At 63.1% G+C, this 13468-nt stretch carries 9 protein-coding genes, 1 tRNA gene and 2 pseudogenes; 2 read left to right on the top strand and 10 right to left on the bottom strand.

The features are described 5' to 3' along the window. The 5 genes and pseudogenes from ppdK to CTR53_RS07850 all read right to left on the bottom strand — a co-directional run. Positions 1-1808: pseudogene (ppdK, locus tag CTR53_RS07870) on the bottom strand (pyruvate, phosphate dikinase); the annotation flags it as partial. A 188-nt stretch (positions 1809-1996) separates the two neighbouring features. Further along, positions 1997-4069, bottom strand: a complete 2073-nt coding sequence (gene glyS, locus CTR53_RS07865) for a glycine--tRNA ligase subunit beta (protein WP_290810944.1) — start codon at positions 4067-4069, stop codon at positions 1997-1999. Next, positions 4069-4959, bottom strand: a complete 891-nt coding sequence (locus CTR53_RS07860; RefSeq protein ID WP_290810942.1) for a glycine--tRNA ligase subunit alpha — start codon at positions 4957-4959, stop codon at positions 4069-4071. The genes glyS and CTR53_RS07860 overlap by 1 nt, the downstream gene beginning before the upstream one ends. 142 nt (positions 4960-5101) lie before the next feature. Beyond that, positions 5102-5341, bottom strand: coding sequence for a hypothetical protein (locus CTR53_RS07855; protein ID WP_290810939.1), 240 nt, complete (start codon positions 5339-5341; stop codon positions 5102-5104). A 70-nt stretch (positions 5342-5411) separates the two neighbouring features. Further along, entirely contained in the window at positions 5412-6119 is a 708-nt protein-coding gene (locus tag CTR53_RS07850; protein ID WP_290810936.1) for a methyltransferase domain-containing protein, read from the bottom strand. Positions 6120-6224: 105 nt separating this feature from the next. Between CTR53_RS07850 and CTR53_RS07845 the strand changes: the two genes are divergently transcribed. After that, complete coding sequence (locus tag CTR53_RS07845; protein ID WP_290810934.1) at positions 6225-7253, top strand: polyprenyl synthetase family protein; 1029 nt, start codon at positions 6225-6227, stop codon at positions 7251-7253. 142 nt (positions 7254-7395) lie between these two features. Continuing rightward, positions 7396-7472, top strand: a tRNA-Pro gene (locus CTR53_RS07840). 189 nt (positions 7473-7661) lie between these two features. Here the strand turns inward: CTR53_RS07840 and CTR53_RS07835 are convergent. From CTR53_RS07835 to CTR53_RS07815, 5 genes and pseudogenes are all read right to left on the bottom strand, one after another. After that, complete coding sequence (locus tag CTR53_RS07835) at positions 7662-8603, bottom strand: DMT family transporter (protein WP_290810931.1); 942 nt, start codon at positions 8601-8603, stop codon at positions 7662-7664. Positions 8604-8733: 130 nt separating this feature from the next. Next, complete coding sequence (locus CTR53_RS07830; protein WP_290810928.1) at positions 8734-9921, bottom strand: ABC transporter substrate-binding protein; 1188 nt, start codon at positions 9919-9921, stop codon at positions 8734-8736. Between the two features lie 204 nt (positions 9922-10125). Then, positions 10126-11307 (bottom strand): ABC transporter substrate-binding protein, encoded by a 1182-nt coding sequence (locus tag CTR53_RS07825; RefSeq protein ID WP_290810925.1) that lies wholly within the window; start codon positions 11305-11307, stop codon positions 10126-10128. A gap of 56 nt (positions 11308-11363) precedes the next feature. Continuing rightward, the gene (locus CTR53_RS07820) at positions 11364-13232 is read right to left on the bottom strand and encodes a long-chain fatty acid--CoA ligase (RefSeq protein ID WP_290810922.1); all 1869 of its coding nucleotides are present in this window, start codon (positions 13230-13232) and stop codon (positions 11364-11366) included. A gap of 20 nt (positions 13233-13252) precedes the next feature. After that, a pseudogene (locus CTR53_RS07815) lies at positions 13253-13468 on the bottom strand (ABC transporter ATP-binding protein); the annotation flags it as partial.

The following is a 13468-nucleotide window of genomic DNA, read 5'->3' as shown; positions in this document are numbered from 1 at the left end:
ATCTTGAACAGCTGCACGAAGTCGTCGCGCTGCATCGGCAGGATCTTGGCCAGCGCCTTCTTCCGGCCTTCCACGCTGTGCGACAGGATCATCTCGCGCACCGCCGTGATGCGGTCGGCATCGAAGAACATATGCTCGGTACGGCAGAGACCAATGCCTTCGCAGCCGAAGCGCACGGCGGTTTCGGCATCTGCCGGGGTCTCGGCGTTGGTGCGGACCTTCAGCTTGCGCAGCTTGTCGGCCCAGGCCATCAGCTGGCCGAAATCGCCGGACAATTGAGGTTCAATCATCGGCATGACACCGAGGATCACTTCGCCGGTCGAACCATCGATGGTGATCACCTCACCCTTGTTCACGGTGAGGTCGCCGATGGTCATTTTGCCGGCCGCATAATCGATGCGGATGGCACCGGCACCCGAGACGCAGGGCCGGCCCATGCCGCGCGCCACGACGGCGGCGTGGCTCGTCGTACCACCGCGTGCGGTCAAAATGCCCTTGGCGGCGTGCATGCCATGGATGTCTTCCGGCGAGGTCTCGACGCGAACGAGAATCACCGCCTCGCCCTTGCCTGCCAATTGCTCGGCTTCATCGGCAGTGAACACCGCCTTGCCCGAAGCCGCGCCCGGCGACGCGGCCAGGCCCTTGGCGATCACTTTGCGCTCGGCCTTCGGATCCGGCGTCGGATGCAGCAGCTGGTCCAGCGAGGCCGGCTCGACGCGCTCGACGGCTTCGGCCTGGCTGATCAGCTTTTCCTTCACCATGTCGACGGCGATCTTGATCGCCGCCTTGGCGGTGCGCTTGCCCGAACGGGTCTGCAGCATCCACAGCTTGCCCTGCTGGACGGTGAACTCGATGTCCTGCATGTCGCGGTAATGCTTTTCCAGCGTCTTGAACACGCCGATCAGCTGTTTGAAGGTCGGCGGCATCGACTCTTCCATCGACGGCATTTCGTTACCGACCTTGAGCCGCGACTCTTTCGTGAGCTGCTGCGGCGTGCGGATGCCGGCGACGACATCTTCACCCTGCGCGTTGATCAGGTATTCGCCGTAATAGATCTTCTCGCCCGTGGAGGGATCACGGGTGAAGGCAACACCGGTGCACGACGTCTCGCCCATATTTCCGAACACCATCGCCTGCACGTTCACCGCCGTGCCCCAGGAGGCCGGGATGTTATGCAGGTTGCGGTAGGTGATGGCGCGCTGGTTCATCCAGCTGGAAAACACGGCGCCGATGGCGCCCCAGAGCTGGTCGCGCACATCCTGCGGGAAGGGCTTGCCCAGTTCCTGCTGCACCTTCTTCTTGTAGGCGACGACGATCTGCTTCCAGTCCTCGGCCTTCAGTTCGGTGTCGAGGTTGAGACCATGCTCTTCCTTGTGCATTTCGAGCAGTTCTTCGAAATGCTCGTGGCCGACGTCGAGCACGACATTGGAATACATCTGGATGAAGCGGCGATAGCTGTCCCAGGCGAAACGCTCGTTGCCCGACTGCCTGGCCAGCGCCTCGACCGTCGTGTCGTTCAGGCCGAGATTGAGCACGGTGTCCATCATGCCCGGCATCGAGGCGCGCGCGCCCGAGCGGACCGAGACCAGCAGCGGCATCTTGGCGTCGCCGAACTTCGCGCCGACCAGCTTCTCGACGCGCGCCAGCGCGGCATCGACCTGGCCCTTCAGTTCCTTGGGATACTGCTTGCCGTTTTTGTAATACGCCGTGCAGACCTCGGTGGTGATGGTCAGGCCCGGCGGCACCGGCAGGCCGATATTCGACATCTCGGCGAGGTTGGCGCCCTTGCCGCCCAGCAGGTTGCGCATGTCGGCGCGGCCCTCGGCCTTGCCGTCACCGAACGAGTAAACCAGCTTGCCCTTGGCAGGCGTGGCGGCCTTCACGGCCTTGCGAACGACTTTCTTCGGAGCAGCCTTTTTCGGCGCTACCTTGCGGGCCTTCACCGCCTTCTTGGCGATTTTCTTCCTGGCAGCTTTCTTCTTGGCCATAGCTGTATTCACCCCTCGATCTGGGAAAAGTCGGCGATACGGTCCATGCTGCCGGCGACGGCAGACAGCAGGCTCAAACGATTGCGTCGCACGGCCGTTACATCGGCGTTGACGGTGACGCGGTCGAAGAATGCATCGACCGGCGCACGTAGCCGCGCAAGTGTGGCAAGATAATGGCGGAAATCCGCCTCGTCCTGTGTCTTTCCGGAGACTTCGCGACCGAGATCGCCCAGGGCTGCGACCAGCACTCGCTCTTCGTCCTGCGAGATCAGCTGACCGTCGATTTCGCCGAGCTTGAGATCGGGTGTCTTTTTCATCTCGGCGCGCACGATATTGTTGGCGCGGCGATAGGCCACCAGCAGGTTGGCGCCCTCGCCTTCGGTGAGGAAGCCGCGCAAAGCCTCGACCTTGGCGAGAATCCGCAACAGGTCGTCGTCATTGCCCTTGGCGAAGACGGCGGTGACCAGATCGTGCCGCACGCCCTGTTCGCGCAGATGCACCTTCAGGCGATCGACGAAGAACTGCATCAGTTCCTCGGTCGGACTGCGATCGCTCTCGACTTGCACGATCTGCAGCGAGAGTGCCGAGCGGAACAGCGGCTTCAGCGGCAGCGCCAGCTTGTTTTCCAGGATCAGCCGGATCACGCCGAGCGCAGCACGGCGCAGCGCAAACGGATCCTTCGAGCCGGTCGGCTTCTCGTCGATGGCAAAGAAGCCGGCCAGCGTGTCGATCTTGTCGGCCAAAGCCACGGCGACCGACACCGGCGCGGTCGGGCAGCGATCATTCGGGCCCTGCGGCGCGTAATGCTGCGCGATGGCGTCGGCGACTGCCGCGGGTTCGCCATCGTTCAGCGCGTAATAGCGCCCCATGATGCCCTGCAGTTCGGGGAATTCGCCGACCAGGCCGCTGACCAGATCGGCCTTGGCCAGCTTCGCGGCGCGACGCGCCTGCTTGGCATCGGCATGCAACGCGCCGGCGATTTCATAGGCCAGACGCTCCACGCGCTCGACCTTCTGCGCCACGGTGCCCAGCCTGGCGTGGAAGACGATGTCCTTCAACGCCGGCAGACGGCTTTCCAGCGTAACCTTGCGGTCCTGGTCCCAGAAGAATTTGGCATCCGACAGCCGCGCATTCAGCACGCGTTCGTTACCGGCGATGACCTGCTTGCCGCCATCATCGGTCATCGTGTTGGCGACGATGACGAAACGCGGCGCGAGATCGCCATCCTTCGTATTCAGCGCGAAATACTTCTGATGCGCGCGCATCGTGGTGGTCAGCACTTCGCGCGGCACACTCATGAAGTCCTGCGGGATGCGGCCGAGCAGCACGACCGGTTGTTCGACCAGACCGGTGACTTCATCGGCCAGGCCCGGGTCGTCGACCAGCACGAGATCCTCGTTGCCGGCGGCGAAAGCGGCATCCTTCAGCACGGCGGCGCGGCGCACGGCGAAATCCGGCTCCACGTAAGCCACGCGCAGGCGGCGCAGATAGTCGTTGGCATCGCGCACGGCGAAGCGCGCCGGCGCCTGGAAGCGATGGCCGCAGGTGCTGTCGCCGGCGGTCAGATGACCGAAGACAAACGGCACGGTCTCGCCCTCGAACAGGCAGATGATGCTGTGCAGCGGGCGCACCCAGCGCATCGGCTGGTCGGCCCAGCGCATCGATTTCGGCCACGGCAGCGCGGCCAGCGCTTCGGGGATCAGACGCTTCAGCGCATCCTTGGTGGCCTCACCGGGCTTTTCGACGACCACGAACCAGAATTCGCCCTTGCCGGTATCGCGCTTTTCGCACTGATCCAGCGAACTCAGGCCGGCGCCGCGCAAGAAACCCTGCACGGCCTGATCGGGCGAGCCAACGCGCGGGCCCTTCTTTTCTTCGCGCACCGCGTCCTGCATGCGCGGCAGACCGCGCACCACCAGCGCCAGACGGCGCGGCGTGACGTAAGACTCGGTCTTGTCGAAATGCAGGCCGGATTTCTTCAGCAGATCGGTGACCAGACGCTGCAGGTCTTCGGCAGCGCGCTGCTGCATGCGCGCGGGAATTTCTTCCGAATGGACTTCCAGCAGAAGTTCGCCAAGCATTATGCGCCCTCCTGCAGATGGCCGCGGCTTCTCAGCCACTGGGTGCAGCAGGCCTTGGCCAGCGCGCGCACGCGGCCGATATAGGCGGCGCGTTCGGTCACGCTGATCACGCCGCGCGCATCGAGCAGGTTGAAGGTATGGCTGGCCTTCATGCACTGGTCATAGGCCGGCAGCGCCAGGCCCTTCTCGATCAGCGCCATGCATTCCTTCTCGACATCGGCGAAGCGGCGGAACAGCTGCTCGGTGTCGGCATGTTCGAAGTTGTAGGCGGAGAATTCGCGCTCGGCCTGATAGAAGACTTCGCCGTATTTCACGCCGCGACCGTTGAAGTCGAGGTCGTAGACGTTGTCCTTGCCCTGCACATACATCGCCAGACGCTCAAGACCATAGGTAATCTCGGCCGCAACCGGCGAGCAGTCGAAACCGCCGACCTGCTGGAAATAGGTGAACTGCGTCACCTCCATGCCATCGCACCAGACTTCCCAGCCCAGACCCCAGGCACCCAGCGTCGGGCTTTCCCAGTCGTCCTCGACGAAGCGGATATCATGCCGCTTGGACGAGATGCCGAGTGCCTCCAGCGAGCCGAGATACAGCTCCAGCACATTGGCCGGGCTCGGCTTCAGGATCACCTGGAACTGGTAGTAATGCTGCAGGCGGTTCGGGTTGTCGCCGTAGCGGCCATCCTTGGGACGGCGCGACGGCTGCACATAGGCTGCGTTCCACGGCTCAGGCCCGAGGGCGCGCAGGGTGGTGGCGGGATGGAAGGTGCCGGCGCCGACTTCCATGTCGTAGGGCTGCAGCAGCAGGCAACCCTGCCGCGCCCAATAGGTCTGCAGCGTCAGGATCAGATCCTGAAACGACGAAGCCGCAGCGGGTCCGGTGGGCGCCATTACGGGATCCTTTGCGCTCTCGCCTTACGTGCGTTTGGGGTGGCGGAAAATCGGGCGGACCTTAGCCAGCGGAGGCTGGAGAATCAAGCCGTTGGCCCCTTCGACTTGGGACCAAGGAAGGGCAAATCCGGCCTGTGAAAACCTAGACGGGACGGCAGTCCGGACGGCCGCAGGTCTGGTCGGGCAACTTGTTGGGATCGACCACCATGTAAGTGCCGCAAACCGGACAGGGTTTCAGGTCTTCGGCAATCGTTTTCGGCGCCTGCGGGCGGGCCGTGGGCGGAGCATCGCCGGACGGCTTTTTCACAGGCTTCCGATTGACGTAACGCCAGCCGTACCAGACGGCGGCGATCAGCAGGATCAGGATGAGGAATTTCAACATGGGCCGGATTCTGCGGCCTGCCGCCCCTGTCTTGCAAGACCCGAGCGGTCAGGTTCCTGGCGAGTCGCCCTCACACCGGCGGCAGTGCCGCCCCGCTCCGCAACACTGCATCGATCTCGGGCAGATAGCCGCCATCGGCGGTGTGCAGCACCAGTCCCGGGGTCAGCACCAGCGGCGCCTTGCTGCCTTTCACCGCCCGCACGATCACGCGCTTGGCCGGCTGGCCCGGCCGCGACCACAGCGGAATCACCCGAATCGCACCGGCCTNNCCGGCATTCGGCCTGGCATACCGGAGCATTGCCGCGATCCAGTGGCCGACATCGGCGTCATCAGCCTCGGCCCGGGCCGCCGCCCGTCCGGCATGCGGTGAGACACGATGTCGCGCCACATCGAAATACGGCGGGTTGGCGAAGACCTGGTCGAAGCTGTTCGGCGTCAGCCCGGCAATGCGCCGGGCGCGGAGGTCGCCTTCATGCACGGCAAGGCGATCCCCGAAACCGTTGGCCGCAATATTACGGGCGCAGAGCGCGACGAGATCGGATTGCAATTCAAGGCCTGTCACCGACACATTCTTCAGGCGGGCCGCGACGCAGAGCATGGCGACACCCGAGCCGCAGCCCAGCTCCAGCACCTGGGCGCCGGCGCCGGATTTCTTTGGGGCCATCACGGCAGCCGCCAGCATCACGGCATCGGCGCTGGCACGCTGGCCCTTGCGCGGCTGTTTCAGGCGGACCAGACCGCCCAGCAGGGCATCGGTCGTATGATCGTTGTCAGGCATTTGATCTGAAAGGCAAACTTGGCAAATGAGCGGCGCTTGACCGACCCGGCCAGCCCACTATGCTCCAGCCAGACCGCCCGACACAATCATGGGTTCAGTAACCACGTGCAGACCGCCTCCAAATCCCTGCAAGACCTGCCGGCGCAGGGCCCCAAGCCCAGCATCGAGCCGCTGCGCGCCCTGGTGGGGTCCAACATGGATGCGGTCAATCGCGAGATCATCGCGCGCATGGCCAGCGATGTCAGCCTGATCCCGGAACTGGCCAGTCATCTGATCGCCGCCGGCGGCAAGCGCATCCGTCCGCTGCTGACCTTGGGCGCCGCCCATCTGTGCGGCTATCGCGGCAAGTACGACGTGCTGCTCGCTACCTGCGTCGAATTCATCCACACCGCCACGCTGCTGCATGACGACGTGGTCGACGAGAGCGACCGCCGCCGCGGCAATGCCACCGCCAATGTGCTGTGGGGCAACCAGCCTTCGGTGCTGGTCGGCGACTTCCTGTTCACCCGCGCCTTCCAGCTGATGGTCGAAACCGGCTCGCTGGAAGTGCTGCGCATCCTGGCCGGCGCGTCGTCCGAGATCGCCGAGGGCGAAGTGCTGCAGCTGGTGATCGCCAACGACATGAGTTCGCTGGAAAGCGATTATCTCAAGGTGATCAAGGCCAAGACCGCCGCGCTGTTTGCCGCCGCCTGCCGCGTCGGCGCCGTGATCGCCGACCGGCCGATGTCGGATGCGCAGGCGCTCGACGACTACGGCCACAATCTCGGCATCGCCTTCCAGCTGGTCGACGATGCGCTCGACTATGCCTCGGACGGCGAGACGCTGGGCAAGAATACCGGCGACGATTTCCGCGAAGGCAAGATTACCCTGCCGGTGCTGCTCGCCTTCTCAAAAGGCAGCGATGCCGAGAAGGCGTTCTGGCGCCGCGTGATCGAACGGCCCGAGGAGCAGACGGCCGAAGACTGGTCGCAGGCGCTGGCTTACATGGATCGCCATGGCGCCATCCAGGAGACCATGGCCCGGGCCCGGCTTTATGGCCAGAAAGCGCGCCAGTCGCTGGCGCCGTTTGCGGCCGGCGCGATGCGCGATGCGCTGGCCGAGGCGGTCGATTTCGCCGTCGAACGGGCTCGCTGATCCCCTCCCCGACCTGCAATTAACCTGCTGGACTGCCGGGCTTTTCCCGTGATCCCAGATTCCCTTGAATCCCCCAGGATATCTTCTGGGGGGCCGCTTGCGGGGTCGCCCCTCAGGCGCTATACAGTCGGCCCGCGCCGGTCGGAGCGTAGCTCAGCCTGGTAGAGCACTAGCTTCGGGAGCTAGGGGCCGGAGGTTCGAATCCTCTCGCTCCGACCAGCGCGCGAAATCTTCCCCGAAAAATCAGATTCTGTTGCCGCACTCACGCAAGCGAGTGCGTCTACATTCCGTCATCCGGGCTTGACCCGGGATCTCATTTTTTCTGTGCCAATGAAATGGGACCCCGGCTCGCGCTGCGCTTGGCCGGGGTGACGATTGGTGGTGAACCGTCTACTCCGTCACCCAATCTTACTCGGTAATAACGGGCGGCACCGGCACGCGCTTCACCGTCTCGCGCCACAGGATGTAGAGCCCGCTGGCGATCACGATGGCGCTGCCGATCCAGGTGACCAGATCAGGGAAGTCACCCCAGACATACCAGCCGATCACCACGGCCCAGAGCAGATGCACGTAGTCGAACGGCGCCACCACCGCGGCCGGCGCCAGGCCATAGGCGCGTGTCATGCATAGCTGCGCCGCGCCGCCCACCAGGCCGACGGCGATCAGCAGCAGCAGATCGACACCGTCCGGCGTCAGCCAGAAGAATGGCAGGGCCAGCCCGGTCATCACGGTGCAAAAGGCAGTGAACCAGAAAGCAATCGTGGTGGAGGGTTCCGAGCGGCTGAGCTTGCGGATCTGGATGATCGCCAGCGCATAGAGCAGCGTGGCGCCCACCACGATCAGCGCCGCACTTTCCAGCAGCCCGGCGCCCGGGCGCACGATCACCAGCATGCCGATGAAACCCACCACAATCGCCGACCAGCGATGCAGGCCGACGCGTTCGCCCAGCAGCCAGACCGACATGCAGGCGATGAAGATCGGCGCGGCAAAGGCAATCGCCGTCACTTCGGCGAGCGGCAGGAATTTGTAGGAATAGAAGAACAGCAGCATGGCGCCGCAACCGAACACCGAACGCAGCGCGTGGCCTGCCGGCTGGCGCGTGCGCAGCATCACCAGCGCGTTACGCAGCGTATTCTTTCCTTGGCTGCCGCCGGCACCGCGCCACACCATCGCCAGGATCGGCGGCAGGGCGAACAGGCTGCGGAAGAACATGATCTGCACGGTGGGATAGATGGCGGCCAGCCATTTCACCAGCGCATCCATCACGCCGAACAGCGACACCGCCATCAGGATATAGCCGATCCCGAGCGGAATATTGGAGACCTGGACATGGACGGGAGACACGGACATCGGCGGCTTTTTTGGCTGAGGCGATAAAAAGAAACGGCCCGGATGGTTGTGCCATGCCGGGCCGCGAAATGCATCAGCCGTATAATGACGATGCAGTTTTATGCGCGTGTCATCTGGCTGCCGTAGCGCCCTAGCTGCCGTAGCGGACCGGTCCGGCGATCTGCACGAAGCGGCCCTTCTGCACCTGGAACAGGAAGGCCTCGTCGGCACCCTGGTGCTTTTTAGGCCCATAGCTGACCGCCGGACCGCCGAAGATGTCGTGGAAGCCCTGGATGCTTTCCAGCGCTGCCACCATCTTGTCGGTGGTCAGATCCTTGCCGGCACGGTCGAAGGCGAAGATCAGCTGGTCCATCAGGCCGTAGCCATAGACCGCACCGATATTCACATCCACGCCGAACTTGGCCTTGTACCTGTCCATGAAGGCCGCCACCTGCGGCGAGGCGGTGTCGCGATACGGCATCACCGTGCCGGCCATGACATAGAGGCCTTCGGTGGCGCCGCCCGGTGCGCCGGCGACGATCTGGTCGTAATTCGCCGACTGGCCGAGGAAGTCGACATCCCAGCCCATCTTGCGCGCCGTTCCGTAAGGCACGATGGCATCACGCACGATGGTACCCATCACCACGATGTCGCAATTGGCGGCACGCAGCTTGGTGATCTGGCCGGTGAAGTCGGTATCCGCCGGCTTGTTGGTGGCGGTTTCAACCACCTGCAGCTTCATCGCCTTGGCCTGGTCGTTGACCGCCTCGAAGATCTCCTTGCCGAAGTCGGTGTCCTGATACAGCGTGCAGAAACGTTTCTTGCCCTTATTGGCCACCATCCACTGCATGCCGGCACGGACCTGATCGTAGTAGGACGACAGCCCGGCGAATTTCAGCTTGTGGAACGGCTCCGACATCTGCCGTGCCGCGGTGATCGGCGAGAAGTTGATCACGCCGGCTTTCAGCTGATCGGGCAGCACCGCGTTGTTCATCGGTGTGCCGAGCGCGCCGGCCATGATGAAGATGTTGTCGCGGTTGATCAGCTTGTTGGCCGCCTGCACCGCACGCGGCACCTGATACTGGTTGTCCTCGACGATCAGCCGGATCTTGCGGCCATAGATGCCGCCCTGTTCGTTGACCTCGTCGATGCGCAGGCGCATCGCATTCGAGGAATGCACGCCATAGCTGGCCGCCGGACCGCTCAGGTCCGTGTGCATGCCGATGACGATTTCGTTTTTGGTTACGCCACGCACCTTGGCCTGTTGCGCATGAGACGCGCCGGCCATCACCACTGCACTGGTCACGACCGCGGCCGTGAGTACATGAACCCTACGCATGCGGACCTCCCTCGTTTTTGTGGTCTTATGGTTCTGCTTGGATGCTTCTGCTTGAACGGAGGAAGCTTAGCCCTCTGCCGCCAGAGGGCCTAGACGGATTCAGCGCAGGCCCGGATGCGTTCCCGGGCTGCTGCATCGCACAAAAGCAAAGACGCCCGCGGTTTCCCGCGGGCGTCTCGCATTCGGCCGTAGCCGGATGATTGCTTAGTACTTGATCGGACCGTCGGCGATCTGCACGAAGCGGCCCTTCTGGATCTGGTAGAACAGCACTTCGTTGGTCCCCAGATGCTTGTTCGGACCGAAGGTCAGCACTGGACCGCCGAAGATGTCGCGATAGCCGCTCAGGCTTTCCAGACCCTTCACGAACTTCTCCGTGGTCAGGTCCTTACCGGCGCGATCCAGCACGTTGACGATCAGGTCGGCGAGACCATAGCCATAGACCGAACCGATATTCGGATCGGTGTTGTACTTGGCCTTGTAGGAATCCCACCAGGCCGCGACCTGCGGCGAAGCGGTGTCGCGATACGGCATCACCGTGCCGGCGCCGACATAGAGACCTTCGGTGGCGCCGCCCGGAGCGGAGGCCACGATCTGGTCGAAGCTGGCCGATTGCGACACGAAGTCGACATCGGTCCAGCCCATCTTGCGGGCGGTGGCATAAGGCACGATGGCGTCGCGCACGATGGCGCCCATCGCCACCAGGTCGCAACCGGCGCCACGCAGCTTGGCGATCTGCGCGGTGAAGTCGGTGGCGATCGGCGTGTTGGTGGCCGTCTCGACCACCTGCATGTTCATCGCCTTGGCCTGATCCTTGACCGCGTCGAACACTTCCTTGCCGAAGTCGGTGTCCTGGTACAGCGCGCAGAGCTTCTTACGGTTGTTCTTGGCCACCAGGTATTTGATGCCGGCGCGGGAGTGATCGTAATAGGTCGAATAGGTGGCGAACTTGAGCGGATGGAACGGCTCGCTCATCGAGCGGGCGGCGGTCAGCGGGCCGAGATTCGGCACGTTGGCCTTGAACTGCTCTTCGAAGACCGCGTTGTTCATCGGCGTGCCGAGCGCGCCGGCCATCAGGAAGATCTTGTCACGGTTGATCAGCTTGTTCGCGGCCTGCACGGCGCGCGGCACCTGATACTGATGGTCTTCCACGATGAAGCGGATCTTGCGGCCATGGATGCCGCCGTCCGCGTTGATCTTGTCGAAATACAGCCGCATGGCATTCGACACATGCACGCCGTAAGAGGCCGCCGGGCCGCTCAGGTCGGTATGCTGGCCGATCACCACTTCCGACTTCGTCACGCCGCGGACCGACTGGGCCTCCGCAACGCCGGCGAGGCCGGCAACCATCGCAAAAGCCGCCGTCGCGGCCATAATTCTCGTACGCATCCTCATTCTCCCTTTTGGTAAACCGTTGGATCAGCCTACTCGTCACCTGCCGCCATTCAGGCGGAGGCATACATCTCCTCGATCAGAGGCTTGTATTTCTCGTTCACGAATTTGCGCTTCAGCTTCATTGTCGGGGTAAGTTCGTCATCCTCGGCGGTGAGCTGGCGGTCGATCAGCTTGAATTTCTTGATCGTCTCGACGCGGGCGAAATTCTTGTTCACCTTCTCGATCTCGCTCCAGATCAGTTCCTGCACTTCCCTGGCATGGCAGAGCGAGGTGAAGTTGGTGAAGGGCACGTTCAGGTCCTGGGCGAATTTCACCACATTGTCATGGTCGATCATGATCAGGCAGGTGAGGTATGGCCGGCGATCGCCGATCACCACGGCATCCGAGACATAGGGGCTGAATTTCAGCTGGTTCTCGATTTCCGACGGCGTGATGTTCTTGCCGCCCGCCGTGATGATGATGTCCTTCATCCGGTCGGTGATGCGGTACCAGCCCTCGTTGTCGACGGTGCCAACATCGCCGGTATGCAGCCAGCCGTCGACAATGGTTTCCGCCGTCTTGGTCGGGTTGTTCAGGTAGCCCATAAAGACATGCGGCCCCTTCAGCAGAATTTCGCCTTCGGGGCTGATCTTCACTTCGGTATTGGGCACCGTCATGCCGATGGTGCCGAGCTTGACGCGGTCCATCTGCGGCGAGGTCGCCAGCCCGACATTCTCGGTCTGGCCGTAGACTTCGCGCATGTCCTTGCCGAGCGCCAGATACCATTTGATCAGGTCGGGCGAGATCGGCGCGGCGCCGGTGACCAGCCATTTGCAGCGGTCGATGCCGATGATGCGCTTGATGTTCTTCAGCACCAGCTGGTCGGCGAACCAGAAGGCGAGTTTCAGCGCGACCGAAGGCTGGCGATTGTCCAGCCGGCACTGCGCCATCTGGTAGCCGATGCCGAGCGCGGTCTTGTAGGCGAGCTTGCCGAAGCCAGTGGCGTCCTTCATGCGGATCGCGACACCGGAATAGAACTTCTCCCACAGGCGCGGCACGGCGAAGAATACCGTGGGCTGCACTTCCTGCAGGTTCTGCGGCACGGTTTCGGGACTTTCGGCGAAATTCACCGTCGAGCCCGAGCGGATCGGCCAGAGCAGCGAGAAGCCGCGCTCGGCGATATGGCACAGCGGCAGGAAGCTGAGCTGCTCGTCGGTATCGGTCTGCTCCAGCAGACGGCCGGCATTCTCCATCTGGAAGACGAGATTGCGGTGGCTGATCATCGCGCCCTTCGGCGCACCGGTGGTGCCCGAAGTGTAGATCAGGATGGCGAGATCGTCGGGCTTGCCGAGTTTGAGCTGGTCTTCCCAGTAGGTCGGCTGCGCCTTGTCGAATTCGCGGCCGAGCTTGAGCAGTTCGTCGAAGCTGATCACCATCGGGTCGCTGAAATCGGTCAGGCCCTCCATGTCGATCACGACGATCTTGCGCAAGGTCGGGCACTGGTCGCGCACCTCCAGTATCTTGTCGAGCTGCTCGTCATTCTCGGCGATATAGATCACCGTGCGGCTGTCGTTGACGATATAGGCGACCTGCTTGGCGGAATCGGTCGTGTAGATGCCGTTGGTGACGGCGCCGATGCCCTGGGCGCCGAGATCGGCATAGAGCCACTGCGGATTGCCTTCGGAGATGATCGAGACCACCTCGCCGCGCTTCGCGCCGAGCGCCGCAAAACCGAGCCCGGCATGCCTGACATTCTCGCCATACTGACGCCAGCTGATCGAATTCCAGATGCCGAGATGCTTCTCGCGCATCGCGACCTTCTCACCGCGTTCGCCGACCTTGCGCCAGAAGTAGCGCGCCAGCGTGTCACGCTCGATGGTCTCGAGGATGTCGGCGTCGATGGAGATGCCCGTTTTCGGGTCGAGTACCTTGGCAACCATAACCGCCTCCCTCTGAGGACTTAGCGCCACGTCTTGCGTTTCTTCCAGCGTCGCTTGCCGCGCACGCCCTGCTCTTTCATGCCGAGATAGAATTCCTTGATGTCTTCCTTCTCGAGCAGCTTCGCGCAGGTATCGGCCATCACGATGCGGCCGACTTCCAGCACGTAGCCGAAATGCGCCGCATGCAACGCGACGTTCGCATTCTGCTCCACGAGAAGAATGGTCGTGCCCTGCTC

The sequence above is a fragment of the Ferrovibrio sp. genome, from assembly GCF_002796975.1.
In the GTDB taxonomy this organism is placed as follows: Bacteria; Pseudomonadota; Alphaproteobacteria; order Ferrovibrionales; family Ferrovibrionaceae; genus Ferrovibrio.
The sequence above is the reverse complement of the archived record's forward strand: the minus strand, read 5'-3'. Positions and strand labels throughout refer to the sequence as shown.

Excerpts from the sequence above, each read along its gene's own strand:
- glyS (WP_290810944.1), bottom strand. The coding sequence starts at position 4,069 with ATGCTTGGCGAACTTCTGCTGGAAGTCCATTCGGAAGAAATTCCCGCG.
- CTR53_RS07860 (WP_290810942.1), bottom strand. The coding sequence starts at position 4,959 with ATGGCGCCCACCGGACCCGCTGCGGCTTCGTCGTTTCAGGATCTGATC.
- CTR53_RS07855 (WP_290810939.1), bottom strand. The coding sequence starts at position 5,341 with ATGTTGAAATTCCTCATCCTGATCCTGCTGATCGCCGCCGTCTGGTAC.
- CTR53_RS07835 (WP_290810931.1), bottom strand. The coding sequence starts at position 8,603 with ATGTCCGTGTCTCCCGTCCATGTCCAGGTCTCCAATATTCCGCTCGGG.
- CTR53_RS07830 (WP_290810928.1), bottom strand. The coding sequence starts at position 9,921 with ATGCGTAGGGTTCATGTACTCACGGCCGCGGTCGTGACCAGTGCAGTG.
- CTR53_RS07825 (WP_290810925.1), bottom strand. The coding sequence starts at position 11,307 with ATGCGTACGAGAATTATGGCCGCGACGGCGGCTTTTGCGATGGTTGCC.
- CTR53_RS07820 (WP_290810922.1), bottom strand. The coding sequence starts at position 13,232 with ATGGTTGCCAAGGTACTCGACCCGAAAACGGGCATCTCCATCGACGCC.